This is a genomic window from Haladaptatus ordinarius, from assembly GCF_054177595.1.
Genome location: NZ_JBPEHH010000041.1, coordinates 1 through 25,835, shown reverse-complemented (window position 1 = coordinate 25,835; position 25,835 = coordinate 1). Strand labels below are relative to the sequence as shown.

Below are 25,835 nucleotides of genomic sequence, written 5' to 3'. Positions count from 1 at the left end.
TCGTCGTGGAGACTACTCGGTGACGACGACGGTACCGGACATGCCTGCGGCCTCGTGGGGGATACAGAAGTAGGCGTAGCTTCCGGGGACCTCGAAGATGTATTCGAAAGTCGCCCCCTGATTTACCGCACCCTTCCCCTTTCGCCAGGCCGTGCGGGCCGCTTCCTCCGAGTCGAAACCACCGGATGCGAAAAAGTCCGCCCCGCCAGGAATCCCGTCCTCGTAGGCGGTGACGGTGTGTCGCCGCATCCCGGTGTTCTTCCAGACGACGGTCGTTCCGGCTTTCACCTCGAGTTCGCGGGGGTGGAAGGCACTCGCGCTCATTCCGACGTCGAAGTCCCCTCCAGAGGAGTTCGTGCTTCCGGGGTTCAAGACACTGGTACAGCCTGCCACACTCGCTGACGCCGTGCCGACCACGCCGGCCAGAAACGCTCGGCGGTTCATAACCGGGATTCGGGGTGCCGGGGCTATATGTTTCTCGAAACGATATTCGGGTGGCGTCGGTCTCTCGAACCGTGAAATACGAAGCTGTACGCCGGTCGAACGTGCATCCGGTGTCATCGACCAGTGACCGCGAGAGAGCAATCGACGGTTTCTCGTGATGCCAGCGAGCCGCGGTTCTCTTCGGTACGGCCCAATTTAGGCGAGGGAACGCCATCGAACACTCGTCTCCGTGAAAAATCGATTCGAATCGTCCTTCGACGCGACCGAATCTAGGGCCAGTTGCCGCCTTCGTCGTAGGCATCGACGACGCGCTGGATAGCGACGACGTACGCCGCGGTACGGAAGTTCGGCAGGTCGTGTTGCTCGTAGGCGCTCGTTAGGCCGTCGAAGGCGTCGACGATGATGTCTTCGAGTTCGTCGTTGACGCGCTCTTCCGACCAGTAGAAGCGCTGGCGGTTCTGGACCCACTCGAAGTACGACACCGTGACGCCGCCCGCGTTGGCGAGGATGTCCGGGAAGACGTGGATACCGCGCTCGGTAAGCACGTCGTCTGCGTCGGGCGTGAGGGGGCCGTTGGCGGCTTCGACGACCACGTCAGCCTGCACGTCCTGTGCGAGGTCGCCGTCGATAGCGTTCTCCAGTGCCGCTGGCACGAGGAGGTCGACGTCGAGCGTGAGGAGTTCTTCGTTGGTGAGTTCCTCGTCCGCGCCAGCGTAGCCGACGACGCTGCCCGTCTCGTTCTTGTGGTCTTTCACGTCGCGGGCGTGGAGACCTTCTTCGCTGTAGACGCCGCCGCTGGAGTCGGAGACGGCGACGATTTTCGCACCGAGATTCTCGATGAGCTTCGCTGCAACCCAACCGGCGTTCCCGTAGCCCTGCACGGCCACCGTCGCGCCCTCCATCTCCTTGCCGAGGTAGTCGAACGCCTCGCGGGCGGTGAGCATGGTCGAGCGACCCGTCGCCTCGACGCGACCTTCACTGCCACCGCTTTCGAGCGCCTTGCCGGTGATGACACCCGGAGCCGTGGTGTTCTCTAGCTTCTCGTAGGTGTCTTTGATCCAGTTCATCTCCTGCTGGCCGGTGTTCACGTCCGGCGCGGGGATGTCGCGGTCGACGCCGATGAACGGACGGAGTTCCTTGGCGAACGAGCGCGTCACACGCTCCAGTTCCGTCTCGCTGTACTCGGCGGGTTCGATGACGATTCCGCCCTTTCCGCCACCGTAGGGGATGTCGACTGTGGCCGTCTTGTAGACCATCCAACCGGAGAGGGCTTTCACTTCGTCGCGCGTGACGCCGGGGTGGTAGCGAATACCGCCCTTGTAGGGGCCACGGTCACCGTTGAACTGCGAACGGAACGCCCGGAAGACCTCGATAGACCCGTCGTCCATCTCGACGGACAGGTTCGTTTCGAGGATTCGTTCAGGGTTTTTGATCCGTTCGAGAACGTCGTCGGGCACGTCGATGTACTCGGCCGCGTCATCGATCTGCTCCTGCAGACTTTCGAACGGGTTGGCTTGTTCGGACATCCCTTGGAAATCTCAGCCACCGACTGTTAAGCGTGGCGAAACGGGTGTGAACTAGTAGCCTTAAATTGGATTTAAGGTGTTTTCACATCGTCTGCGTCTGCGTATTCGATAATACGTTTTGCCTGAGTGACGAGCGGTGCGTCTATCATCTCCCCATCGACGCGGAAGACCCCGCGCCCCTCCTCGTCGGCGCGCGCTTTCGCGTCGAGCACTTTCTCTGCCCACTCGACGCGTTCCGGGTCCGGGGTGAACGCCTCGTTGATGGGTGCTACCTGTGCCGGATGAATCGCCATCTTCCCGTCGTAGCCCAGTTCGATGGCGAACTCGGTCTCCCCGCGTAACCCATCGGTGTCGCCGAAGTCGGTGAAGACTGTGTCGATAGCGTCCACGCCGCCCGCACTCGCGGCCAACACGACGTGCTCGCGGGCGTAGAGTACCTCCGTTCCCTCGTCGGTTCGAGTCGCGCCAATGTCCGCCGAGAGGTCTTCCGCACCGAAGACGAGGGCGTCGGTCGCCGCCACCGCTGCGACCGCCTGCGCGTTGAGTACGCCGTTGGCGGTTTCGACCAGCGCGAGGATGGGGACCGTACAGTCGTGTTCGGAGAGCAGTTGGGACAACGTTTCGACGTCCCTCGCCGATCTCGTCTTCGGGAGCATGACCGAATCCAGCGAATCCGCGCCCGCCGCGATTCCCCGGAGGTCGTCGTCCGCTGCGATGCCGGTCGGGTTGACTCGCACGCACACCTCACAGTCCGGGTCGAACGTGGAGTCGGTGAGGACGTCGCAGACCGCCTCGCGCGCTTTTGCCTTTCGTTCCGGGGCGACTGCGTCCTCCAGGTCGAACACGATGACGTCCGCCCCGGCGTCGGGCGCTTTGCGTAGCATCTCCGGGCGGTCGCCCGGCGTGAACATGACGCTTCGTCGTGGCATATCCGCCCCGACGAGCGGGTTCGATTTCAACCCACCGGGAACTATGTGGTATCCCCCCAACGAGACACCATGACCGACGACGTCGAAACAGAAGGGATGGGAACTGGAATCGCCGTCGGCATCGCGCTCGGCGCGGGCGTCGGCGTCGCGCTGGATAACGTCGCGCTGGGTATCGCTATCGGCGTCGCGCTGGGGGCCGCCATCGGTGTCAGTCTGTCGAGGCGGTGAACTCGTCGGAAAATCGTGACCGCCGGGAATCCCGAGTCAGGGCCAGAGCCCGCGTGCCTGGTGGGCCTCCGCGATGCGCGAGAGACCGACGATGTACGTGGCGTCGCGCCACGTCACGTCGCGTGCTTCGACTTCTGCGCGAACGTCGTTCCACGCCTCTAACATCTCGGATTCGAGTTCTTCGTTGACCCGTTCTATCGACCACTGGCGGCGGTTGATGTCCTGTAACCACTCGAAGTACGACACTGTGACGCCGCCCGCGTTGGCGAGGATGTCCGGGATGACGTGGACGCCGCGCTTTTCCAGAATCTCGTCCGCGGTGGTCGTCATCGGTCCGTTCGCACCCTCGACCACGATGTCAGCCTTCACGTCGCTGGCGTTCGCCTCGGTGATGACGTTGCCGATTGCGGCCGGGACGAGTACGTCGACGTCCAGTTCGAGCAGTTCCTCGTTCGACAGGTGGTTCGGCGCGTCGTAGGTCGTGACCGCCTCGGGTTCTTCTTCGTGTGTCGGGATGTCGTCGATATCCAGTCCGTCTGGGTCGTATATCGCGCCGTTCACGTCGGAGACGGCGACGACGTTCACGCCCCACTCGTGGAGAGCCCGTGCGGCGTTTGCGCCGACGCTCCCGAACCCCTGGATAGCCACCGTCGTCTCTTCGAGGGGGTAGTCGTAGTACTCGCAGGCCTCGCGGGCGACGATGGCGACCGAGCGCCCCGGCGATTCTTCGCGGCCGTAGGAACCGCCGACGACCGGCGGTTTGCCGGTGACGACGCCGGGTTGCGTCTGGCCTTCCTGCATCGAGTAGGCGTCCATGAACCACGCCATCGTCTGCGCGTCGGTACCCATGTCGGGTGCCGGAATGTCGCGCATCGGACCGATGAAATCACGCAGTTCCTCGGCGAAGCGCCGGGTGAGTCGCTCTTTTTCCTCGGTGCTCAGTTCCTTCGGGTTCACGACGATACCCCCTTTCGCACCTCCGAACGGGATGTCCATGACGGCGCACTTCCACGTCATCCACATCGAGAGACCGATACACTCCTCTTCGGTCACGCCGGGATGGTAGCGCATCCCACCTTTGAACGGGCCGCGGACGCTGTCGTGCTGTGCCCGGTAGCCGGTGAAGATGTCGGTCTCGCCGTCGTCACACTGGAGTGGAACCGACACGCGATGAACCTGGTCGGGGTGTTTCAACCGCTCGATGATGCCGGAGTCGATGTCGAGATGTGCGGCCGCTCGTTCGAGTTGGCGGCGGGCCGTTTCAACTGCCGTTTCGGGTTCGTCCGTCGTCTGCTTCCCAGTAGTTGCCATGATATCTGTGCCGTCGACTGGCCTGCCCGTGTGGTCTGCGGCTTGCCGAGAAAGACCTTGCTATCCGAGACAGAAGCGATATGCAATACCACCTCACGCGGCGGAAAACGAGACGGTAGAACGCGACGGCGATGGGACGACCGTAGTTACTGGGAGAAGGCGTACACGGTCCCCGAGACGTCGCCGACGGAGACGGAGTCGCTTCCGACCGTTGGTGATGCCACCAGCGCGTCCTGGGCTCGGAAGCGCCATCGCGCTCGTCCGTCCGTGCGGTCGAGTGCGAACACCTGTCCCGCGTCGTTGCTGGCGAACACCAGTTCGTCGGTGACGACCGGCGATCCCCAGACGCGTGAATCGGTCTGGACGCGCCACCGGACGGTTCCCTCGCGGGCGTCCAGCGCGTAGACGTCACCGTCGGCACAGCCGACGTAGACGATACCACTCGCGACGCTGGGCGGCGACCAGGCACCCGCCTCGGTCCGATATCGCCACTTCGTCTCGCCGGTACGAGAGTCGATGGCGTACACTCGGTCGCCGTCCACCGTCCCGACGTAGGCGGTGTCGCCGACGACCGTCGGTGCCCCCGCGATAGCGAGGGAGGGAGCGAACCGGAACCGCTCACTGCCGTCGGTCACGTCGTGGGCGAACAGTCTACCGTCGAGACCGGTCGCGTACAGCGTGTCGCCTGCGAGTTGCAACGAGGTGAGCGCCCGCGTCGGACTTCGATACGAGTCCAGCACGTCGCCGGTCTCGGCGTCGAAAACGGTTACCTGTCCGTCTCGCGCCGTGACGTAGAGACGGTTCCCGTGCAGGACCGGCGAGACCTCCAGTCCGGCCTCAGCTTCGAACTGCCACTCACGCTCACCGTTCGCGGCGTCGAGCGCGAACAGGTTCCCGCTGCGGTCGCCGACGTACAGTAGTCGGCCACCCACGGTCGGCGACCCGACCGCGTTGGGTGCCTGATACAGCCAGTTGGCGACGCCGGTCCGGCGGTCGATGGCGCTGACGACGCCGTTCCCGGTTCCGACGTAGACCGACCCATTCCGGACGGTCGGTGCCGTCTCGACCGGCCCGCCCGCTTGCGCGTACCAGCGTGCGTGGACGCGGTCCGATCCGAGAGTCGGTTCGCGCCGCTCGCCATTCTCGACACCGGGGTCGCTGCCGAGCGGTGGAGTCGAACTCGAACGACCACTTGACGCTCCGCTCGACGCGCGTCTCTCCACGGGTTACTACCTGGTCGAACTGGAACTCGCCGGCCGAGTTCATATCGAAACGGTCATATTACGATACGTTATCGGATTCGAATAGGAAACCTGTCGTTTCGAAGCTACGTCGATTCGCCGCAGAGTATCGCGTATCACGGCTTTTTATGTTTTTCTCCCTACCTAACTACGGTCTGGCTACATCACCTATTGAACAGTGTCTACTTTGTTATGAACCAGTTGCATTCCACCACTGCTGGTGAAACGGTCGAAACAATGAGTCCCAGACTGCCGGTCTGGCACGGCCAGACCGACAGGATTTTTCGGATACGCGGCACAGATTCCGCCATGGCGGGTCTCTATTACGAAGAGTTCGAGGTCGGTGACACCATCGAACACGAGAAACGACGAACCGTGAGCGAGCGAGACAACCAGCAGTTCTGTGATATGACGATGAACCAGCAACCGCTCCACCTGGACGCCGAGTTCGCTGCCGACACGCAGTTCGGTGAGCGACTCGTCAACGGCCTCTACACGATGAGCCTCGCGGTCGGGCTCACCATCCCCGACACGACGGACGGAACCATCGTCGCTAACCTCTCGTACGACGACGTTTCACACCCACATCCCGTTTTCCACGGGGATACGATTCGCGCCCAGTCAACGGTGACGGACAAACGCGAGACGAGCGACGGCGAGCGCGGCGTCGTCACCATGCACGTCGAAGTGTTCGAGGTGAGCGGGGACGAGGAGACGCTCGTCTGTGAGTTCGACCGAACCGTCCTCTCGCTCAAACAGCCCTAGACGAACAAGGAGAGGTTGACGAACACTGCGAGCGTCCACGGGAGCGCGAGTCCCGCCGGGACGAGCGCACTGTACTCTGCCGGGATGAGTCTTCGGCCAGCGAGTCCGACTGCGAGTGCGAACGCCTTCAACACGACGAGCGAGGCGAAGCCGAACCGGGCGAGCGCGCTCTGTGCCACCGTGTTCGATTCGGTCAATCCGGCGTTCAAGCCGACGTACGTGGTGAGCAAATCGCCGACGGGCGCGAACAAGACGACCCAGAGGAGTTTCTCCGCACTGCCGACGTCGAACCAGTTCGTGCCTCGGAGTCGGAGCGAAAACTGTCGATGGTTCATGGGTGGTGTCGCGGGGGGGCCCCCCGTCGCCCAGCCCGACAGCGGATAGTAGCTTTATAGAATTACAGGCGAGAATACCATGCCCTTGAGGGCGTGGATGAATCGCCGTCTTTGTTCACTTTCACTGCACGGTGCAGTCTTAGGTGCGTTTCGTGCGTATCCTTCACTGTCGATTCGATGGTACCCCATCGGATACTGACAGTCCGACAACTGGCAGTTGACTCGGTGTTTGCCTCATCAAATAAGTAAGCCCTCGGACACGCAGACCGACGCAAAATAACCAGGTACCTCCGAATCCATCGCTGGATAGGACTAACGGTGCCGTGGCAGTGCCAGCACCTCGTCGGGGTGTAAACCGTAACCATCCCAACTCAGCAAGACCGGCTTGTGGGAGCCCGGCGTCTTGAGGCGCGGGTGGATGTCACACAGCGGTTTATCGAGCGTAATGGACTGCCTAAACACCTCCACCCGGTGAACTATCGGGAGCGGACTACAGAATCGTCCCGTGTTTCTTGTCGGGCAGGTCTTTCTCTAGGTCGGCGTAGAACTCGTAGCGCTGGACGAGTTCTTCCCGCAACGTGCTCGGCGGCACGATGTCGTCGATGACCATCTCGCTCGCCATGCGGTGGACGTCGATGTCCTCGCGGTACTCCTCGCGGAGTTCCTGTTCGCGCTGGGCGCGTTCCTCGTCGTCCTCGATGGCATTCAGTTTGTTCGCGTACACCGCGTTGATGGCGGCTTCCGGTCCCATGATACCGATTTCGCCGGACGGGAGCGCGATGGTGCTCTGGGGGTCGTAGGCGGGGCCGGACATGGCGTAGATTCCCGCGCCGTACGCCTTCCGCACGACGACGGACGTCTTGGGGACCGTCGCGGAGGAGGTGGCGTATATCATCTTCTTGCCCTTCTCTAAGATGGCGTCCTTCTCGACCTGCGACCCGGCCATGAATCCCGGCGTGTCACAGAGGTAGAGCAGGGGTACCTCGAAGGCGTCGCACTTCCAGATGAACTCGGCGGCCTTCTCGGCGGCATCCGGGAAAATGGCGCCGGACCGCTGTGACGGCTGGTTGGCGACGATGCCGACCGGTCGGCCGTCGATTCGCGCGAACGCGGTGAGTATCTCCGGTCCGTAGTCGGGTTTGAGTTCGAAGTAGGAGTCCGCGTCCACGACGCGTTCTATCAGGTCGGTCATGTCGTACGCTCGATTCGGGCTCTGGGGAATGACCGAATCGATCCCCTCGGGTGATTTCTGTGGGGCCTGTGGCGTGCTCCGGGGTGGTTTCTCGTGTGCCTTGTCGGGGAGATAGCTGACGAGGTTGGCGACGAGTTCCCGCGCGTGTTCTTCGTCGCGTGCGACGAGGTCTGCACTGCCCGAGTGCTCGGCGTGCATGTTCGCTCCGCCGAGGTCCTGCATGCTGATGTCCTCGCCCGTCACCATCTGTACCATCCGCGGGGAGGCGATCGCCATCGCGGACATCCCTTCGATCATGATGGTGAAGTCGGCGAAGACCGGTGTGTAGGCCGCACCGGCGATACACGGCCCGTAGAGGACACATATCTGCGGGACGTGCCCGGAGAGCATCGAGTGGTTGTAGTAGTACTTCCCGATGCCTTCCCGGTTGGCGAAAAAGCCCGACTGCTGGTCGATGCGTCCTCCAGAAGAGTCCATCAGGTAGAGGATGGGGTTGCCGCTCTGGAGGGCGCGCTGTTGCATGCGGAGGAACTTCTCGACGCCCTTCGCGGCCATGCTTCCGGCCTTGACTGTGAAGTCGTTCGCCATGAAGTGGACGTCGCGACCCTCGAACTCCGCCGCACCGGTGAGCAGTCCGTCCGCGGGCAACTGGTCGTCGGCGTCGAACTCGGCGAACTTGCCGTCTTCGAACTTCAGGCCGTCTTCGCCGAACCAGAGGTCGAGTCGGTCACGGACGAACAGTTTTCCTTTCTCGGAGAGACGCTCTTTGTACTTTTCCGGCCCACCCGCTTCGATGGCTTCTATCTCCTCCCACAGTGCCTCCTCGCGTTCCGTGGGTCCCAAATCGTCCTCTTCCGGTGGCTCGCCGGGGTCGTTCCACGTAACGGTCGGTTCGTCTGCGTCGCCGACGTACACTTCGACCTCACTCCTGACGTGTTTGGCGAGCGCGCTGGCGATGGCGGAAGCTTCGTCGTCTGTCGCCCCCTCACCGATACGGACTTTCATGGTTGCGTGTCCGTGGGGTGATTTCAAACCATTTTCCCTTTCCCGCACGGTAAAACGGTCGCGTCCGATTCGACGGCGGGTCGAGAACGGAGGAGGAGAGAAGCGTCTGCGGGGGGTGGCGCGGGAGCGACCGGAGGAGACTACTGTTTCGGCAGTTCCATCGCCGCGACGTGTTCGGCGTACTCTTCCAAGACCGGTTGCCCCCAGTAGCGAATCGATTCGCTCCGCGGGTCGTAATCGATGATGTTCGCGTCGGCGAGTTTCGGAAGATGCATGTGATGCAGCGATGCTTCGACGCGCCTCCGATAGTCGTCCGGAACGTCGTCGGACGACGTTTCGGTTTCCCACGTGACGACCTGTTCGACGAGGTCAGAAAGCATCGCCGAGCCATCCGGCGTTCTGGAGAGATAGTGGATGGCGTATCGTCGTCGCTTCTTCGACAGAAGTTCGAAGATGTCGTCGAAGGATGGCCTACTCACTCCCGGTTCAGCGCGAAGGACGTGGGGAGGATGTGCCGACGGGCGTTTCCCAAAGTCGTCACGGTATGGTGACTCGTTGCTCATGCGACGCTCATCATCAGTAGACCAGCATCCGTAAAGAATGGTGAATCTAGATACCTAGAAAGGTGCCAGTCGAAGTGAAAACACCGCCGTTACCAGTTCTAATTCCAACACGACGGCGATTCGACCCTGGCGAGCTGACAACCACTGAATAATACTACCTGACGATAGCGGCAAAGTGGGGTGGAGAAACGTCGATTACCGGACTGGTTCGCTTCGATTTCCATCGGTATCCAGTTGCCCGGCAGACGTCGGGAGTCAATACCGTCTCGCCACCGACCGCGAACGAAATGAACGGTGTGGAAGGTTGAACCTCGTCACCGCTGTGCGAGAGATAGTCATGAGACGATTCGCGCGAACTGCCCTGGTGCTCGTACTCGTCGTCGTCGTCACGAGCACCGGAATCGTCTCGGTGGTGCGACCCACAGACCAGTCTTCGACGGACGGGCCAGCGGTGTTGCCACCGAGTGAACGAACCGACGTTCCGGCGGCGCCGCTGTTTCAGGACGAGAGTCTCTCCGAGCGTGAGCGCGCTGCCGCACGCGGGGCCGCACAGGGGGTCGCACTGGCACAACGACAGGGCGTCACCGTCACGCAACGGCAGAGGCGAGCGGCGATTCGAGGCGCGGTCGGAGCGGTCGAACAACGCCAGCAAGCGACCGTCTCTCAGGTCCAGGCCGCTGCCCGCGGGGCGGCACACGGAACCGTCCTCCAGAGTCAGGAGGCGAGCGTCACCCAGATTCAAACTGCCACGCAGGGCGCGACAAAAGGTGCGACGACGCAGGTCCAGCGAGCACGCGTCGAGCAGGTACAGGCTGCGGCGTTCGGGGCCGGACACGGCGCAGTTGCCCAGCGCCAGCGCGCGAACGTCCGACAACTGCAGGTCGCGGCGCGCGGCGCAGCACGAGGGGCGGCGAGAGGGGCCATCCAGAGCCAGAGAGTAAGCGTCTCACAGATTCAGGAGGCCGCCCAGGGTGCTGCGTTCGGGGCACTCGACCGCCGCCAGACCGTCGAAATCAGACAGGTGCAGTTCGCAGCGGCGGGCGCGGCGACTGGGGCACTGAAGAACCAGCGCGCGAACGCAAAGCAGGTACAGGTCGCGGCACTGGGTGCGGCGAAAGGCGGTGTGAGACAGGTACAGCGGGTCGACGTTCGACAGGTGCAGGCGGCAACGCGCGGTGCTGCCGCCGGTGCGATATCGCAAATTCAGCGGGCGAGTATCGTCCAGATTCAGGTCGCCGCACAGGGCGCTGCTGCTGGCGGAATCAAACAGTTCCAGCAAGCGACGATACGGCAGGTGCAGGCGGCCTGTCGCGGTGCGGCGATCGGCGCGCTGAGCGTCGTCCAGATTCAGATAGTGAACGTCGTCCAGATTCAAATCGTCGCGCAGGGTGCGGCACAGGGGGCCGTGCAGGGTGCCGTCCAGAAACAGGTCGTCGAGGTTCGGCAGGTGCAGGCCGCGGCGACGGGTGCGGCACGGGGTGGCATCACGCAGGTACAGACGGTTCGAATCCGGCAGATACAGGTCGCCTGTATCGGTGCTGCCTCGGGGGCGGTCACCCAGAGCCAGCAGGCGAGTGTCACCCAGGTGCAGGCCGCCGCCCAGGGTGCTGCGACGGGTGGGGTGAAAGCGAGTCAACGTCAGCGAGCCGACGTTCAGCAGGTGCAAGCAGCCACACGAGGTGCTGCAACGGGTGCAGTCGCCCAGAGCCAGCAGGCTAGCATCGTCCAGATTCAGGCCGCCTCGCAGGGAGCGGCAGCGGGGAGCATCACCCAGATTCAGCAGGCCAGCGTGACCCAGGTTCAGGCTGCGTCGGTGGGGGCGTCCGCAGGCGCGGCGCAGGCCGCCGCACGAGAGAACGTGAACGACGCGACCCAGATCACACAGGCCGCCCGTGAGGGCACTGCACAGGCAGCCGAGCGACTGACGACGGACGAGGACGTCGAACCAGAGGCGGTTCGGTCCGTCGCACAGGACGAGGCCGAACGAATCGAGGAGATTACGCCAACGACGACCACGACCCAGCCACCAGTGACGACGACTGCGCCGGCACCCACGGCCACACCCCAGACGACCACTACCCCGACGGACACGCCGGAGACCACGACGATGCTCGTCACGCCAACGACGACGCCGAACGTCACCGCGGTGACGCCCACGACGACACCCGAAACGCCAACCGCGCCGCCGACCGAGACGGAGACGACACCACCAGCGACGACGCCGCCGGAGACACCGAACACCACCACAGCAAACGTCACTACGGAGACCACGACGACGGAGAACGCCATGGTTCAGCCACCGGCGACGACGGAAAATGCCACGACGACTACGACCACAGCTACGACTACGACCACTCCGACGGCGGGACCGGCACCGCTCTCGGCCGAAGTGAACTGTACTGCGATTACGGTCGAAACGACGCAAGCGGCCGACTATCAGGTAACCGCCTTGCTTGTCGACGCTTCGAACCCGGAAGCGGGGGTGTTGGTGGAACGGACGATACCAGCCGCGGACTTCGAGCAGTCACCGGACGGAAATGTAACGTGGACGAACAATACGACCGACCTCGACGTCGAAGGATTCGTCTTCGTCAACGCGACGATTTTCGACGCGGACGGACAGGTCGTCGCAACCGCCGAACAGGACGACGTCCAGGCGTGTATCGACCAGGAGCAAATCGGCGAACAGACGACCGCACCGCCGACGATGCAGATGACGACGCAACCGGTGACACAACCGCCGGCGGAACCGGCGACACAACCCCCCACGACGCAAGCGACGGTGACGACGACCGCTGGCGAGACGATTCGGCTACCGACCGTCGGAACGACACGGCCTGGGTAAGTTCGCGTCACCGCCGACGGGGTCGGTCGCTCGAACCCAAAATGTAGGCGATTACAGCGTCGATTCCAGTCGGTCGATGAGCTCTGCGTTTCCGACGTGAAGCGGAACTCGCTGGTGGAGTCCCTCCGGTTCCACGTCGAGAAGCGAGCGCTCGCCGTCCGAGGACCGTCCCCCTGCGGACTCGACGATGTACGCTATCGGGTTGCCCTCGAACTGCAGGCGGAGTTTACCCTCGGGTCGCGACTGGAGTCCCGGATACGCGAACACACCGCCGTAGGTCATTACCTGGTTCACGTCGCCGATCATCGCTCCACCGTACCGAAGTTTGAGTTCGTCTTCGATCTGGCGGGCGTACTCGGTGAACGCCGCCGTCCAGTTCGGAACGCGACCGCCGAAACCGTAGACGACGGGGTCGTCGGGGAGGGACACGTCCTCCTCGACGGTTCGCATCTCGCCGTCTTCCACGACGTACTCGGTCACGGTCTTCTCGCGGGCGACCATCATCGTCGTAATCGGTCCGAACAGGACGTACGCCGCCGCGACGAGGTCTCGTCCCGAGGCGGGCAAGGGAGCGTCGTAGACGCCGACGATGGTGCCCATCGAGTTGTTCGACGTGAGGTTCGACGAGCCATCGAGCGGGTCGATAGCGACCGCGAGGCCGTCGCCGCAGTCGACGCTCTCTTCACGCTCTTCGCTTGCGTACTCGCCGACGCCGTCGATGGTCGTCAACTCGGCTTCGAGATGTTCGTCGGCCCACAGGTCCGCCGCCATCTGGGTCTCGCCGCTTGGATTTTCCTCGTCTGCTTTCCGGCGGCGACCCGTGAGACCGCCACGAATCTCGGGCGCTGCCGACGCGACGGTCTCGATAATCTGGTCGACGGTGTCCATCATTCGAGCGCTTCTTCCGCGGTTGCGCCCTCGAAGATGACCTTTTCGAGCGCGTCGAGGATTCGCTCGGGGTTCTCGCGCTGCCAGACGTTCCGACCGACCGCAAGTCCGGAACCGCCTGCTTTCATCACGGCTTCGACGCTGGAGAGGAAGTCGTAGTCGCTGGTCTTCGACCCGCCACTCATGACGACTGGCATGTCTGCGGCGGATTTGACGGCCCACTCCATCGATTCGCGGGTGCCGGGGTACTTGACTTTCGCCATGTCCGCGCCGATCTCCAGCGCGATGCGAGTCGCGTAGGCGATGGTGCTCTCTTTGGTGTCGTTTTTGAGACCCTGCCCGCGCGGGTACGACCACATCACGACCGGCAGGCCGTGTTCGCGGTGTGCTCGCTCCTGTACGTCGCGGAAGTCCTCGTACATCTTTGTCTCGTGGTTCGACCCGGAGTAGACGGTGTATCCGACCGCGTCGGCACCGAGTTCGGCGGCGTAATCGACCGTCCAGTTCTTCGGCGAGTAGGGTTCGCCCATCCAGAGGTTGCTCGTCCCATTCAACTTGGCGAGCAGGTTCACCGAGTCGTCGTAGGAGGGGTAGTATGTCTCGGCGACACCTTTCTGGACGGCGAGGCACGTCACCGCGTCGTGGGTGGCGATGTTGAATATCTTCTCGGGGTTCAGCGTGTCCGGCACGGAGCTAAAGTCGGCGGTCGGTCCGTGTTCCAACCCGTGGTCCATCGCGAGAATGAGTGCTTTATCGTCCCGAGTCACTGGTGAGTCACTCAGCGGAATCATCGTTCAAAACTGCACCGACGAAATATATGAGTCTACTGGTCCCGAGTGAGTCGAAACACCCGTTTTCGTTGCTCTCGATAGTCCTATTGAGCGATTTGAAAACTACGATAGTAGTAAATCTACAACAGTTCGTTGGCGGCGTCGCACCACTCGGTGACCCGTTCGCGGTCGAGACCCAGAGAGTCTGCCACCCGCTCGGGGTCGGCGGTCGCCATGCTCCGGACGGAGTTGATGCCGCCCTCCGCGAGTCTCGACGCCGACTCCTCGTCGATTTCCGGGACGTCGGTCACGGGGTCGGGACTGCTTCGCTCGCGCCACGCCGCCTCCTCCGCCTGGGCGTCACCACTGCCGTCCGTCGTGACCGACGTGGCCTCCCAGTCCCCGGAACTCGCGGCAATCCACGCGCGCTCTTCGTCTTTGAGGCCACGAATCTGGTTCGAGCGGTCGGTGAGGTCGTCGCCCGACCCACCGAACGACCACGACAGAGAGTGTTCTCTGCGCAGGCGTCCCGCGACCCCCGGATTCACGCCCGCCTCGCGCAACATCTCGTAGGAGACGTTCCGCCGGAGAATGTCCTCTGCGTCGAACGTCGCGTCCTCGATGACCGCTGCCGTCGCTGGCCCGACGAACTGCACGTCGGTCGCGTGCACTTCACCCCGTTCCGCCCCATCTGTATCGTTTTCGGTCACGGTCTCACCGGCTAGTTTCTTTCTCACACGCGTTATTCTTGAACTTTTCGCAGGGAAGTTTCGTTTCGTGACAGGTTCGGCCTATACGACGAGACTCGTCCACCACTTCGCTATCCTTACAATCGGTCCCCGAGCACTGCCAGGCATGCGTTCACTGGACGACATCGACACTATCGGCGTAGTCGGCGCAGGCACCATGGGCAGTGGCATCGCGCAGGTCGCCGCCGCGAACGGATTCGACGTTGTCATGCGCGACATCGAAGAATCGTTCGTCGAGAACGGGTTCGCCATCATCGAGGACAGCCTCGACCGCTTCGTCGCCAAAGAGAAGATGACTGACGACGAAGCAGAGGCGGTCGTCTCCCGAATCACGGGGACGACGAACCTCTCCGACCTCGCTGACTGCGACCTGGTGGTCGAGGCCGCAGTCGAGGACATGGACATCAAACAGGACATCTTCGAGGACCTGGACGACATCCTCCCCGAGGACGTGGTGCTCGCTACGAACACGAGTACGCTCTCGATTACGACCATCGCCAGCGTGACCGACCGCGAAGAACTCGTCGTTGGCCTCCACTTCATGAATCCGGTCCCGGTGATGAAGGGCGTCGAACTGGTCGTCGGCGAGAAGACCGACCGCGACGTGGTCGACCTCGCACACGACCTCGCGAAAGAACTCGGCAAGGAGACGTGGGAATCCGACGACAAACCCGGCTTCGTCACCAACCGCATTCTCATGCCGTGGATAAACGAGGGCATCCGGGCTTACGACGAAGGCGTGGCGAACAAAGAGGACATCGACAAGGGAATGACCCTCGGTACGAACGTCCCGATGGGGCCTCTCACGCTCGCCGACCACATCGGCCTGGACATCTGTCTCGACGCAAGCGAGACGCTCTTCGAGGAGTTAGGCGACCGATACAAGCCCGCCTACCTGCTAAAACGCAAGGTCGACGCAGGTGACCTGGGCAAGAAGACCGGGAAAGGATTCTACGAGTACTGAACGGACAGTTCTCTTTTCTTTCACTTCCGACCCGTCTCCTTCCGCCTCGCCCGAGGCGACAGACGACTCAGGCCTGGTGAAAGGGACGCTTCGCGATCGTCCGTCGCAGGTCGCCGAGCGTATCGCGCTCGACGCCACCCGAGAGCGACGTGAGGACGGCGTGTACTTCCTCGCGAGAAATCTTGACGCCGGCGCGCCGAAGCGCGTCCTCGGGACGTTTGCGTACTTCACGGAGGGTGCCGACGGCGAGCAGGTAGGGGACGGTCCATGCGACGAGTCGGTTTCCGCGTCCCCGCGGCATCATTTCGAGGTACGCCTGTGCGTCGTCGGCGAAACTGTGGGCGTGGTCTGCGGTCCGGGCGACGACGTTCGCAACCTCGTCGTGGTGTTCGGGGTCACAGAGTTCGTCTTGGGGGACCCCCTCGGCGTCGAGCCACGTCTCGGGGAGATAGACGTTGTTTTCGTCGTGGTAGTCGACGTACACGTCCTTCGAGACGTTGACGAGTTGGAGCAAGAGCGCGAACGATTCGGCGGTGTCCCGAAGGCGCCTGGCACGCTCCGACTCGACGTCCGAGCAGACGAGATTCGTGATGAGTTCGCCGACCGTCCCGGCGACGTAGTAACAGTACTCTTCCAGTTCGGGTCGCGTCTGGATTCGAAGCCCGCCCGTGTCGGCGTAGCGTTCGACGAACATCGCCATCCCGTCGACGAGTTCGCGGACGGGCGGGAGGACTGCTCGCTGAACGTGTCGTGGGAACGAGGTGAACGTATCGACTACGCGGGGAGCGTTCGCGACGACCGCCCAATCGTCGCCACCGTCGGCGGGAATCCACTCGTCGGCGGCCGAACGAAACTCGGAGACGGTCGTCGGGTCGTCCGGGTCAAGCGCGTCGTTGTACTGCCGGAGGCGGGCGGCCTGTTCTTCGGGCGGGATGTGTCCCGCATCCTCTATCGTATCTGCGACGCGACAGAGAAGGTACCCGACACAGATCGTGTCTGCCATCGGTTCGTCGAGTAAGTCGATAGTGATGGCGAAGGTGCGAGAGACCCCCTGCACTGCCCGATGACACCAGTCGAGGTCGGCCTGGGACAGGTCGTCGGTGATCGCAGGAGTCGATTGATAGCTATCCATTCTAATACTGAACCTTCCGGCTCTTCGGGCTGAATCGGCAAAACCCCTTGGGCTTACCTGTCGTGTCTGCGTCGAGGGATTAATCTGTTCCGACTTGTTGTGCTCCCCGAGAGCGACGTCGAGAGTCGGAAACGCCAAGTCTCGCGGCACCCGATTCGAAGACGAACGATGCACGAGAGCGTCCACGCAGTCCCCGACGGGGAGAGCACCGTCGCACGCTTCGCCGCCACGGCGGCCGAGTACGGGTTCGACGGTATCGTCGTCCGCAATCACGGCGATTCGCGGGCCGAGTTCGACGCCGAGAAAGTACGTGAGGCGTACGACGTGGACGTCGTAGCGGGGCTCGAAATACGGGCCGACGACCCCTCGCAGGCCAGTGGTCACGTCGGTAACTACCGTCCCAAGACGACCATCCTCTTGCTCCACGGCGGAACTGCGAAACTCAATCGCTTCGCGGTCGAAGAAGGGCGAATCGACGTGCTCGCCCACCCCATGCGTGGACGCGGCGACTTCAACCACGTGTTGGCGAAAGCCGCCGCCGAGAACGGTGTTCGGGTCGAGTTCAACCTCTCTCGCGTCCTTCGGGCCGACGGTGGACAGCGAGTGCAGGCCATCCAGGACCTCCGAAAGCTCCGCGAACTCGTCACGAAGTACGACGCGCCGTTCGTCGTCAGCGCCGACCCGTCCTCGCACCTCCAGTTACGTGGCCCGCGCGAACTGCTGGCGGTGGGTGAGAGGATCGGGTTCACGAACGGACAAATCGAGGACGGCCTCCGCGAGTGGGGCCGCCTCGCGGAGCGAAATCGGGAGCGTCAGTCCGACGATTTCATTGCACCCGGCGTGAAACGTGGACGGTATGAAGAAGACGCTTGAGGAACACGCAGACCGCTTTTCTGCCATCGCCAGCGATTACGACGACTCACAGGACAGCGAGGAGTACCGCGCCTGTGCAGGTCTCGTCATCGAGTTCGCCGACCCGACTGCGGCCGATACCGTACTCGACCTGGGGACGGGAACGGGAGCTATCGCCCTGGCGCTCGCCCCGGACGCCAGGCGCGTCGTCGGACGCGACATCAGCGAGGGCATGCTGGAACAGGCCCGAACGAAAGCAAAAGAGCGAGGACTGGAAAACGTGGTCTTCGGGACCGGGAGCTTTCGGGACCCGAACGTCGACGAGGACGTCGACATCGTCGTCTCCAATTTCGCCATGCACCACCTCTCGGACGGAGAAAAGCGCGAGGCAATCGAGGTCATCGCGGCACTCGGTCCTCGCAAGTTCGTCCTGGGCGACGTGATGTTCTTCGGTACGCCCGACCCCGACGAGCCGTTCTACAGCCCCGAAGTGGACGACCCCTCCACGGTCGGCCACCTGGCGGACGTGTTGACCGACAACGGCTTCTCGTTGACCGCGGTAGAGCGCGTCCACGAACAAGTCGGGGTGCTCGTGGCAGAGCGATCCGAGGACTGACGGCTGTGGTGCCCGCAGTCGGTCGCCTCGATGTGTGACGGTCGAGGGTACCGTTCGACCGAAAAACGAACTGGAAGATGCCGACCGAATCAGGCGTCGTCTTCCTCGCTCGCGCCGTCTCCGCCAGTCTTCTCGGGCGATCTCTCGCCTCGATTCCGTCGTACCTCACGGAGCACTGCACCGACACCGATTGCCAGCACGCCGAGCGCCACCGCCCAGGGACCAGTCTGTCGGTCGTTCTGCCGTTTCGCCTCGTCTCGTCGGCCGTCGTCCTCTCGTTTCATTAGTCGACCACCTCGCGGAGCCACGCGTCGAACGATTCTAGTGCCGTGGTCTCGTCGAACCGTTCGATACAGGGCACCTCGTAGGGATGTTCCGTCTCGACTCGCGCGACCAACTCGTCCCACCGCTCGTCGGTCGTTTTCGCCAGCAAGACGACCTCCTCGTCCCGAACCACGTCGCCCTCCCAGCGATACACCGACGTACACGGAAACCGGTTCACACAGGCTGCCAGTCGCGTTTCGACCAGCAGTTCCGCGAGCGTGTCGGCCGCGTCCGGCGGCGCGGTGATGTACGCCGTCGGCATCTCACTCCACTATCGGGGTGTGTGTCCCGTTGATGTCCCACTCGTGGATGCAGAAGGGTCTGCCTTCGCCGCCAGCAATCGTCCAGTTGTGGTTCTGCTCGTCCCATTTGTCCTCGCGTCCACACCGCGTGCATCGCCGTCGGTCGGGCCGGTTGAGTTCCGCCATCGAGGAGAGAGAAAGGCGTGAAGCTACTTAAGTAAACGGCAACAGGGCATTTTACTGCGCACGTCGAACCGTCACGGGATGCTCGGGAGACGAACGTTCCTCCGGGTGATAGGTGGGGGTAGCGTCGGGGTGTCGGGGTGTGCGACGTTCCAGGGGAAAGAGATACAGACAGAAACGACCACGAGAGAGACCGCGGCTGCTTTCGGCACGCCCGCGTTCGAGGACGGGGCGCGGATTCCGTCACGGTTCACCTGCGAGGGGCGAAACGTCTCGCCGCTCCTCGAAATCGAGGCCGTAGCCGACGAGGTAGCATCGCTCGCCGTCGTCGTCGACGACCCCGACGCTCCGGGGGGAACCTTCACGCACTGGCTCCTGTGGGACGTGCCTGCGGACACGACGGAGATTCCGCCGGACGTGCCACAGATGGAGGTCATCGAGGAACTCGGCGGGGCGAGACAGGGGCAAAACGACGCGGGGAATCTTGGCTACACCGGCCCGTGCCCGCCGACGGGCGATGGCCCGCACACCTATCGGTTCACGCTGTACCTGCTCGAACGGAGTCCGAGTCTCGGGGCGGGAGCAACCAGGGACGCCCTCTTCGACGCGATCGGTGGTATCCGACTCGGGCGAACGCGATTCACGGGGGAGTTCAGGCAGAACTGACGACCGACGAACCGTCGTTCGAACGCCACACCCCGTCGGAGCAGCGAGCCACGATTCTCACGGAAAACGCGCTGGTCGCCAGTCGATACAACAAAGATGGCAGCGAACGCGGATTCAGGTGCCATGATGAAGATGGTCGATCTGCTGGTACGCAAAGACGGGACGAGCCACCAAGAGTTCGAAGACTACTGGCTGAACGAACACTCGGAACTCGCCAAAGACCTCCCCGGCCTGCGCAAGTACGTCACCTCGGTCTCGAAAGACCCCGAGAAAGCGGGCTACGACGGCGTCCTCGAACTGTACTTCGACTCGACGGCCGACATGAAAGCCGCCTTCGACTCGGAACAGGGCGAGCGCGTGATGGCCGACGCCGCCGAGTTCATCGACGTAGACGCGGGGCCGACGCTCATCGTCGAGGAGACGGTGCAGGTAGACGACACGGAGTAATCGACCGCCGATTCTCGGAGGAGTCGACCGCCGAGCGACCCGGAGACGCGGACGGCGAATCCACCGAAAAGACGACGCTTTTTCGGGCCATAGGTCACCTATGGAGACAGTAAAGCGACCGTCGTTCTCGCGCGAAGATCTCCCCGCCCTCCTCGCGAGTGTCGCCGTCTGCGAACTTGCAGGTATCGTCCCGTCCATCCTCACCGCGAACGACGTGGCGACGTGGTATCCCACGCTCTCGAAACCAGCGTTCACGCCACCAGGGTGGCTGTTCGGACCGGTCTGGACGACGCTCTACCTGTTGATGGGTATCGCGCTTTTTCTCGTCTGGCGGCGTGGAAACCGGTTCGCGCTCGCCGTCTTCGCGGTGCAACTCGCGCTCAACGCGGCGTGGACGCTCGTCTTCTTCGGGATGCGCTGGCCCGCAGGTGGGCTCGTCGTCATTTTCGCCCTGCTGGTCGCTATCGTGGCGACGCTCTTCGCGTTCGCCCGCGTCGACCGCCGGGCCGCCGTCCTGCTCGTTCCGTACCTCCTCTGGGTGAGTTTCGCGACGCTGCTGAACTACGAACTCTGGCGGCTGAACTGACCCGTGTTACCGAACCGGCTCCGTCGGGACTGGTCGACGACGTGGCACCGAGTTGACGCCGTATCGACTCCGGATTTCTTCACGTACCATCGACGTGAACCGCGTCGGAGTTCTTATTCTTCCGTACGCTGAACAGGTTTTCGGGTGGGGAAATGCACAGACGAACGTTTCTGACCTACGCGAGCGTCGCAGGAGTCACGTCGCTGGCCGGATGTCCGGGAGCTCCCGAGGCACCGGTCGACGAGGAGACGACCGAACGGCCGTTCACCGAGACGACCGACGCGACGACGGAGGAACCGACTGGAGAGACGACAGAGGAGACGACCACCGAGACGACGACAGAAGAGACGACCGGCGGAACGTCCGGCGAGACGGTCGACGTGGCCGTCGGGCCGCAGGGTCGGTTACGGTTCGACCCGGAGGAGGTAGAGATACCCGTCGGCGGGACGGTTCGCTGGACGTTCGAGAGTGCGGGCCACAACGTGACCGCGAAGCCGGGCGCGTCCGAGAAAATCAGCATCCCGGAGAACGCAGAACCCTTCGGTTCCTACGAAGGCGACGCCCACTACTCCATCAACGAGGTCGGGACGACCTACGAACACACGTTCACGGTTCCCGGCGAGTACGTGTACGTGTGCGAACCGCACGCCGACCAGGGGATGGTCGGTACCGTCACCGTGACGGAATAGTTCCCTTTTCGTCATCATTCTATTAAGAACGTCGATGTTTCGACGTGAGGCGGAGTTTTATGCCAATTCGTATCGATTCTCTCCGAGTATGTCGGGGGATGGGGAACGACAAGACACTGCGAGGAACCGTTATCTGAGCCGACGCCGGTACCTGATGGCCGCCGGGACGCTGGCGGGCGTGGGCGTGGTCTCGGGTGACGCCGGGGCACAGCAGACGACCACCACGACCCAGCAAGGAGGCCAGGGGGAACCACCGCTCGAAGAGCAGTATCCGGGCTTGCGAATCCTCTCGCCGGAACCGGAGAACGCCGAGGCCGCGAGTCGCAGCACCTACGAGAGTTTCGTCACGCCGCGCGAAGAGCACTACATCCGCAACCACTATCCGACGCCGACCATCGACGAGAGCGAGTGGACGATTTCGTTGACGGGGATGGTGGGCGAAGAAGTCGAATTGTCGATGGACGAGATACGCAACGACTACTCGACGCAGACGGTCACGCACACGATGCAGTGTTCGGGCAACGGACGGTCGTACTTCGACCCGCAGGTCGGGGGCAACCAGTGGACGTTCGGTGCCGTCGGCAACACCGTCTGGACGGGGACGCCCATCAGCGAGATTCTGGAGCGGTACGGTGCGAACACGGATGATGGGATGTGGCTGTCGGTCATGGGCGGCGAGGCACCAGAAGGTGAGGACATCTTCACGCGGTCGATTCCGATGCAGAAGGTGATGGAAGACTGCCTGTTGGCCTACGAGATGAACGGGCGGCCGATGAACGACGACCACGGCTTCCCGGTGAGACTGCTCGTTCCGGGCTGGTTCGGCAACAACAACGTGAAGTGGGTCGACCGGATGCACGTCATGGAGATGATGGTGTTCGGCGACGAGTGGGAGGAAGGCGACCAGCAACTGTACACCCACTGGCAACAGTACTCCTACCGCATCATTCCGGAGGACGAAGACCTCCAACAGAACAGAACCATCGACACCTTCGACACACAAGACCAGATGGACGTCGAGGAGATCGGACAACCATACCTGTACGACCAGATGGTGAAATCCATCATCGGTTATCCGGGCGAGGGCGCGACCGTCTCACCGGGCGCCGGGAACCAGATAGAGGTCGTCGGCGTCGCCTGGGCGGGCGACGACCGCGTGGAGTCCGTCGAGGTGTCGACCGATGGCGGCGAGTCGTGGAACGACGCCGAGTTCTTCGGCCCGGCGATGGGGCCGTTCTCGTGGCGGCAGTTCCGTTACGTCTGGCAGAATCCGAGTCCGGGCGAGTACACCGTCTACTCGCGGGCGACGGACGAGCAGGACCGCACGCAACCGGCGACCATCTCGAACCCCGAAGAAGGGCTCCAGGCCATCACCGACGACAAGTATCCGTGGAACGTCGACGGGTACGGCGCGACGGCCTACGAACCGCTGGGGGTGACCGTCACCGTCCAGCAGGGTGACGGCGGCGGCGGCCAGGGCGGGACGACGACCGAAACGACCAGCGGGACGACCACCACGACGACCGAAACGACGAGCGGGACGACCGAAACGACCAGCGGGACGACCACGACCGACGGTAGCAACTAGCGGTTCCTAATCGTCGCTCGCTTCCTTTCTGTCCGCTCCGCTGTCGCCACCACCGCCGTGAGCTTCCAGCACGCGAATCTCGAGTTCTATCTGCTCGCCGGCGAGTTCGTGGTTGAAATCGACCGTCACCGTCTCGTCGGCGACGTCGACTATCCATCCCGTCTCGCCCGTCTCGCTCTGCACGAGTTCGCCTTCCTCGGCGGTCACGTCGCTCCGTGCCTCCAGTTCGTCGCGGGGAAGTTCAACCACCTGCTCGTCTCGATGCTCGCCGAACGCTCGTTTCGGTTCGACCTCGACGGTACGCGTCTCGCCGACGTCCATCTCCTGTACCGCCTCGTCGAGTCCGGGGATGACCTTGTCCTCCCCCACCCTGAACTCCAGTGGCTTGTAATCGCGGTGGTCGTGATAGATGCCCTCGTCGAGCGCCACGTCCACGTCCGTCGTGTCGAACGTCGACCCGTCTTCGAGACGGCCGACGAAGTGAACCACCGCGACACAGCCCGTATCGACCATAGACCACGCACGACTGCGAGCCCCTTCACTGCTTGGGTGGAATCGGGTGGCTGACCGAACGCTCGTCGGGGTCGTCGCGTTTCGAAAGCGGATTTCGAGAGTGAGGTCGGACTACTCGTCCTGACAGCAACCGCCCGCCTGCTGGCCGAAGTCCACGGCCAGGGGGTCGGAGACGGCGCGATTGAGGTCTTCGAGTCGGGCCGAAAGCGCGTCCTGCGCTTCGAGGTACTCTTCCATGACGGGGAGCGAGTGGAGTTCCTGCTGGGCGTCCTGTACTTTCGCCACGTCTTCCTGGGTGGCCTCGCCGGTCTGTCGTGCGAGCATGAACTCCTGTCTGAGTTGCTCGAACTCCCGAACCTTCTCCTGTGCGGTCTCGTCGCTCTCGACCGCCGATTTCGCCTCCTCGAACTGCTGGTATTCGGCCATCTCCGCTATCGCCTCGCCGAGTTCGGTCGCCAATCGTTCGGGGACGGCCTGCTCGTCGCTCGTCTCCGGTTTTGCGTCGACGCTCATGACCGACGGTTCGGACTGGAAGTGTTTAGGCTTGCCGAATGGCAGAGTAGTCGGCTCCGTCGAAATTATCAGACGGTGGGGGGTTTCGCTGCTCGTGCTGAAGAGAGGGCGCGAATCGACCAGGAGATGACATCCTCGATACTTCACTGGAATGATCCCGGAGTAGAAGATGAAAATGAACTTGTGTCCGCCGTTCCCGGGCGATCACCCCGCCGCCGCGGTCTCCTCTGCGTCAAGTTCGATGCGACGACCGCGGAGCAGCAACCAGCCGAGCAACGCGATCTCGCCGACGAAGGTAATCAACGAGACCTGGAAGGGGAGGCCGAGGGCCAGCGCGTCCACGACCGAATCGAATGCGTAGCCGAGCCCCGCGATGACGAGCAGCGCGCCCAGGACAGTCGGGACGTAGTCAGCACGATACGCCAGGTACCCGAGCACGACCAGGTGGACGCCGAACACCAGGAGCCCGGCGCTCCAGACGTCGTTGAACGTCTCGTACCGCTGGAGCGCCAGGGCCTGGAGTTGCTGGTCACTGTACACGGTCAGGTACTCGGGGCGATTCAGCAGGCGGACGACACTGAGGAGATTACTGATGGCGACCACGAAGATGCCGGCGTAGACGATTCGAAACCACGCCGCCAACTGCGAGAGGCGTCGGCTCTCCGGCGAGAAGACCAGATAGAGCCCCCACGCGACGAACACGTCGAGGATAGCCACCAGGAACAGACTCAAGACGCCGATGTGGAACGTCCCCTCTGCGTTCGTGACTGCGTCGGCCGTCTGGCTGGCATCACCGGGAGTCACGATTCCACCCAATACGACGAAGTCTCCGTACAGGGCCAGCGCAGTAAACAGGAGTATCCCGACGCCGGCGACGACGCTCCCGCGCCGGACCGTGTGAGTGTCGCCTTCACCGCCCCAGCGGTCCGAAACAGTCGTCATACCCGTGAACGACGCACCGGTCGATAATAACGGTTGAAGGGTGGCTATGTCGAAATTCCCAGCCGGGGACAGGTTTACACCGGTCGTGCGAACACGACGCGCGAAAGCGGAAATGGGAACCGCTGTCGGTAGTCTCCAAAATCATTTCGTATCCGGTATCGGAAGACCATGCCATGGTAACGACGCCGGAGATCCTGTTCCTGGGTGTGGTCTCGTTCCTGTTGGTACACGAGCTCGATGCGATACGCCAGCGCGAGTGGCGGTTCTTTTTCGCACCGGTGACGGTCCGTGACGAAACCGCGTATCGGATATTCACCACTTTGCACGCGCCGTTGTTCGTCGTCGTACTGGTATACCTGGAGTCGTCAGCGTTTCGGCTGGTCATCGATTCGTTTGCAATCGTCCACGGGGTCTTGCACTTCGGTCTCCGGAACCACTCGCTGATTGCGTTCGATAGCTGGTTCTCGAGGGTCTGGATTTTCGGCGCGTCTCTACTCGGTGTACTCCACCTTGTCCTCGTGCTGTGACTGGTGATTACATCCTCTGAGGGCGCAGGAGAAAGGGGTGTTCCGCCGGGAACACCCCGAACAAGATGTCTAGCTCATCTCCAACAGTGGTTTCATACGCAGGCCAAATGCTTCGCTCTCCATCCGCTACATCGACAAAAACCGATTCTCTGCCTGTTTATTCCGCCGATTGCTTCCGCTGGGCCTCCGATTCAAGGAATCGTGAGGCCCGTTTGAGATTCGTCCCGATCGCTTTCGCTATCGACGCGTTCTTCACCTTG

30 protein-coding genes are annotated in these 25,835 nt (G+C 62.8%); 12 read left to right on the top strand and 18 right to left on the bottom strand.

The window, feature by feature from the left end; all coding sequences use genetic code 11:
* Positions 1–12: 12 nt before the first annotated feature.
* The 3 genes from ACR3FF_RS15500 to ACR3FF_RS15490 all read right to left on the bottom strand — a co-directional run bounded on the left by ACR3FF_RS15500 (position 13) and on the right by ACR3FF_RS15490 (position 2,899).
* Entirely contained in the window at positions 13–444 is a 432-nt protein-coding gene (locus ACR3FF_RS15500; protein WP_458188994.1) for a plastocyanin/azurin family copper-binding protein, read from the bottom strand.
* Positions 445–713: 269 nt separating this feature from the next.
* Positions 714–1,970, bottom strand: coding sequence for a Glu/Leu/Phe/Val family dehydrogenase (locus ACR3FF_RS15495; RefSeq protein WP_458188993.1), 1,257 nt, complete (start codon positions 1,968–1,970; stop codon positions 714–716).
* A gap of 71 nt (positions 1,971–2,041) precedes the next feature.
* Entirely contained in the window at positions 2,042–2,899 is an 858-nt protein-coding gene (locus tag ACR3FF_RS15490) for an HpcH/HpaI aldolase/citrate lyase family protein (protein ID WP_458188992.1), read from the bottom strand.
* Positions 2,900–2,968: 69 nt separating this feature from the next.
* On the opposite strand from ACR3FF_RS15490, the gene ACR3FF_RS15485 reads away from it, so the two are divergent.
* Positions 2,969–3,127 carry a glycine zipper domain-containing protein gene (locus ACR3FF_RS15485; RefSeq protein WP_458188991.1) on the top strand — a complete coding sequence of 53 codons (159 nt, stop codon included), beginning with the start codon at positions 2,969–2,971 and terminating at the stop codon, positions 3,125–3,127.
* A 36-nt stretch (positions 3,128–3,163) separates the two neighbouring features.
* On the opposite strand, the gene gdhB is transcribed toward ACR3FF_RS15485, so the two are convergent.
* Together gdhB and ACR3FF_RS15475 are read right to left on the bottom strand one after the other, a co-directional pair.
* Positions 3,164–4,438 (bottom strand): glutamate dehydrogenase GdhB, encoded by a 1,275-nt coding sequence (gdhB, locus tag ACR3FF_RS15480; RefSeq protein ID WP_458188990.1) that lies wholly within the window; start codon positions 4,436–4,438, stop codon positions 3,164–3,166.
* 146 nt (positions 4,439–4,584) lie between these two features.
* Positions 4,585–5,661, bottom strand: a complete 1,077-nt coding sequence (locus tag ACR3FF_RS15475; RefSeq protein ID WP_458188989.1) for an outer membrane protein assembly factor BamB family protein — start codon at positions 5,659–5,661, stop codon at positions 4,585–4,587.
* Positions 5,662–5,988: 327 nt separating this feature from the next.
* Here ACR3FF_RS15475 and ACR3FF_RS15470 point away from each other — a divergent pair, with 327 nt between their 5' ends.
* Positions 5,989–6,444: a MaoC family dehydratase gene (locus ACR3FF_RS15470; protein WP_458188988.1), complete on the top strand. Its 456-nt coding sequence runs from the start codon at positions 5,989–5,991 to the stop codon at positions 6,442–6,444.
* Here ACR3FF_RS15470 and ACR3FF_RS15465 read toward each other — a convergent pair.
* The 3 genes from ACR3FF_RS15465 to ACR3FF_RS15455 form a co-directional block, all read right to left on the bottom strand.
* Positions 6,441–6,779: a DUF5658 family protein gene (locus tag ACR3FF_RS15465; protein WP_458188987.1), complete on the bottom strand. Its 339-nt coding sequence runs from the start codon at positions 6,777–6,779 to the stop codon at positions 6,441–6,443. The two genes, ACR3FF_RS15470 and ACR3FF_RS15465, sit on opposite strands and share 4 nt — an antisense overlap.
* Positions 6,780–7,269: 490 nt before the next feature.
* The gene (locus ACR3FF_RS15460; RefSeq protein WP_458188986.1) at positions 7,270–8,976 is read right to left on the bottom strand and encodes an acyl-CoA carboxylase subunit beta; all 1,707 of its coding nucleotides are present in this window, start codon (positions 8,974–8,976) and stop codon (positions 7,270–7,272) included.
* 140 nt (positions 8,977–9,116) lie between these two features.
* Positions 9,117–9,539, bottom strand: a complete 423-nt coding sequence (locus ACR3FF_RS15455) for a DUF7344 domain-containing protein (RefSeq protein WP_458188984.1) — start codon at positions 9,537–9,539, stop codon at positions 9,117–9,119.
* Positions 9,540–9,876: 337 nt separating this feature from the next.
* Here ACR3FF_RS15455 and ACR3FF_RS15450 point away from each other — a divergent pair, with 337 nt between their 5' ends.
* Positions 9,877–12,384, top strand: coding sequence for a hypothetical protein (locus tag ACR3FF_RS15450; protein ID WP_458188983.1), 2,508 nt, complete (start codon positions 9,877–9,879; stop codon positions 12,382–12,384).
* A gap of 51 nt (positions 12,385–12,435) precedes the next feature.
* On the opposite strand, the gene ACR3FF_RS15445 is transcribed toward ACR3FF_RS15450, so the two are convergent.
* From ACR3FF_RS15445 to ACR3FF_RS15435, 3 genes are all read right to left on the bottom strand, one after another.
* A complete protein-coding gene (locus ACR3FF_RS15445) occupies positions 12,436–13,272 on the bottom strand; it encodes a class 1 fructose-bisphosphatase (RefSeq protein ID WP_458189004.1) in 837 nt (278 codons plus the stop codon).
* Entirely contained in the window at positions 13,272–14,063 is a 792-nt protein-coding gene (locus ACR3FF_RS15440) for a class I fructose-bisphosphate aldolase (RefSeq protein ID WP_458188981.1), read from the bottom strand. Before ACR3FF_RS15440 ends, ACR3FF_RS15445 begins: the two co-directional genes overlap by 1 nt.
* A 119-nt stretch (positions 14,064–14,182) precedes the next feature.
* Positions 14,183–14,779: a DUF7409 domain-containing protein gene (locus ACR3FF_RS15435; RefSeq protein WP_458188980.1), complete on the bottom strand. Its 597-nt coding sequence runs from the start codon at positions 14,777–14,779 to the stop codon at positions 14,183–14,185.
* A gap of 118 nt (positions 14,780–14,897) precedes the next feature.
* Between ACR3FF_RS15435 and ACR3FF_RS15430 the strand changes: the two genes are divergently transcribed.
* On the top strand, positions 14,898–15,755 hold the full coding sequence (locus ACR3FF_RS15430) for a 3-hydroxyacyl-CoA dehydrogenase family protein (protein ID WP_458188979.1): 858 nt from the start codon (positions 14,898–14,900) through the stop codon (positions 15,753–15,755).
* A gap of 67 nt (positions 15,756–15,822) precedes the next feature.
* Here the strand turns inward: ACR3FF_RS15430 and ACR3FF_RS15425 are convergent, their stop codons facing one another.
* Positions 15,823–16,887, bottom strand: a complete 1,065-nt coding sequence (locus tag ACR3FF_RS15425) for a phytoene/squalene synthase family protein (protein WP_458188978.1) — start codon at positions 16,885–16,887, stop codon at positions 15,823–15,825.
* Positions 16,888–17,055: 168 nt separating this feature from the next.
* On the opposite strand from ACR3FF_RS15425, the gene ACR3FF_RS15420 reads away from it, so the two are divergent.
* Positions 17,056–17,760 (top strand): RNase P subunit p30 family protein, encoded by a 705-nt coding sequence (locus ACR3FF_RS15420; protein ID WP_458188977.1) that lies wholly within the window; start codon positions 17,056–17,058, stop codon positions 17,758–17,760.
* Positions 17,744–18,355 carry a class I SAM-dependent methyltransferase gene (locus ACR3FF_RS15415; protein WP_458188975.1) on the top strand — a complete coding sequence of 204 codons (612 nt, stop codon included), beginning with the start codon at positions 17,744–17,746 and terminating at the stop codon, positions 18,353–18,355. Before ACR3FF_RS15420 ends, ACR3FF_RS15415 begins: the two co-directional genes overlap by 17 nt.
* A gap of 89 nt (positions 18,356–18,444) precedes the next feature.
* Here ACR3FF_RS15415 and ACR3FF_RS15410 read toward each other — a convergent pair whose 3' ends face one another.
* The 3 genes from ACR3FF_RS15410 to ACR3FF_RS15400 are packed head-to-tail and all read right to left on the bottom strand — an operon-like array spanning position 18,445 to position 19,107.
* Positions 18,445–18,639, bottom strand: a complete 195-nt coding sequence (locus ACR3FF_RS15410; RefSeq protein ID WP_458188974.1) for a hypothetical protein — start codon at positions 18,637–18,639, stop codon at positions 18,445–18,447.
* Positions 18,639–18,941 carry a divalent-cation tolerance protein CutA gene (gene cutA / locus ACR3FF_RS15405; protein ID WP_458188973.1) on the bottom strand — a complete coding sequence of 101 codons (303 nt, stop codon included), beginning with the start codon at positions 18,939–18,941 and terminating at the stop codon, positions 18,639–18,641. Before cutA ends, ACR3FF_RS15410 begins: the two co-directional genes overlap by 1 nt.
* A gap of 1 nt (position 18,942) precedes the next feature.
* Positions 18,943–19,107: an HEWD family protein gene (locus ACR3FF_RS15400; protein ID WP_458188972.1), complete on the bottom strand. Its 165-nt coding sequence runs from the start codon at positions 19,105–19,107 to the stop codon at positions 18,943–18,945.
* 78 nt (positions 19,108–19,185) lie between these two features.
* Between ACR3FF_RS15400 and ACR3FF_RS15395 the strand changes: the two genes are divergently transcribed.
* The 5 genes from ACR3FF_RS15395 to ACR3FF_RS15375 all read left to right on the top strand — a co-directional run bounded on the left by ACR3FF_RS15395 (position 19,186) and on the right by ACR3FF_RS15375 (position 23,080).
* Entirely contained in the window at positions 19,186–19,770 is a 585-nt protein-coding gene (locus tag ACR3FF_RS15395) for a YbhB/YbcL family Raf kinase inhibitor-like protein (protein ID WP_458188971.1), read from the top strand.
* Between the two features lie 123 nt (positions 19,771–19,893).
* Complete coding sequence (locus ACR3FF_RS15390) at positions 19,894–20,217, top strand: EthD family reductase (RefSeq protein ID WP_458189002.1); 324 nt, start codon at positions 19,894–19,896, stop codon at positions 20,215–20,217.
* A 100-nt stretch (positions 20,218–20,317) separates the two neighbouring features.
* Positions 20,318–20,803: a TspO/MBR family protein gene (locus tag ACR3FF_RS15385; RefSeq protein ID WP_458188970.1), complete on the top strand. Its 486-nt coding sequence runs from the start codon at positions 20,318–20,320 to the stop codon at positions 20,801–20,803.
* A gap of 152 nt (positions 20,804–20,955) precedes the next feature.
* Complete coding sequence (locus tag ACR3FF_RS15380) at positions 20,956–21,492, top strand: plastocyanin/azurin family copper-binding protein (protein ID WP_458188969.1); 537 nt, start codon at positions 20,956–20,958, stop codon at positions 21,490–21,492.
* A gap of 88 nt (positions 21,493–21,580) precedes the next feature.
* Entirely contained in the window at positions 21,581–23,080 is a 1,500-nt protein-coding gene (locus ACR3FF_RS15375) for a sulfite oxidase (RefSeq protein WP_458188968.1), read from the top strand.
* 6 nt (positions 23,081–23,086) lie between these two features.
* Here the strand turns inward: ACR3FF_RS15375 and ACR3FF_RS15370 are convergent, their stop codons facing one another.
* The 3 genes from ACR3FF_RS15370 to ACR3FF_RS15360 form a co-directional block, all read right to left on the bottom strand.
* Positions 23,087–23,593 carry an FKBP-type peptidyl-prolyl cis-trans isomerase gene (locus ACR3FF_RS15370; protein ID WP_458188967.1) on the bottom strand — a complete coding sequence of 169 codons (507 nt, stop codon included), beginning with the start codon at positions 23,591–23,593 and terminating at the stop codon, positions 23,087–23,089.
* A 111-nt stretch (positions 23,594–23,704) separates the two neighbouring features.
* Complete coding sequence (locus ACR3FF_RS15365) at positions 23,705–24,106, bottom strand: YlbF/YmcA family competence regulator (RefSeq protein ID WP_458188966.1); 402 nt, start codon at positions 24,104–24,106, stop codon at positions 23,705–23,707.
* A gap of 204 nt (positions 24,107–24,310) precedes the next feature.
* Positions 24,311–25,048: a DUF4386 domain-containing protein gene (locus ACR3FF_RS15360; RefSeq protein ID WP_458188965.1), complete on the bottom strand. Its 738-nt coding sequence runs from the start codon at positions 25,046–25,048 to the stop codon at positions 24,311–24,313.
* A 173-nt stretch (positions 25,049–25,221) separates the two neighbouring features.
* Between ACR3FF_RS15360 and ACR3FF_RS15355 the strand changes: the two genes are divergently transcribed.
* The gene (locus ACR3FF_RS15355) at positions 25,222–25,575 is read left to right on the top strand and encodes a DUF6713 family protein (RefSeq protein ID WP_458188964.1); all 354 of its coding nucleotides are present in this window, start codon (positions 25,222–25,224) and stop codon (positions 25,573–25,575) included.
* Positions 25,576–25,835: the final 260 nt, after the last annotated feature.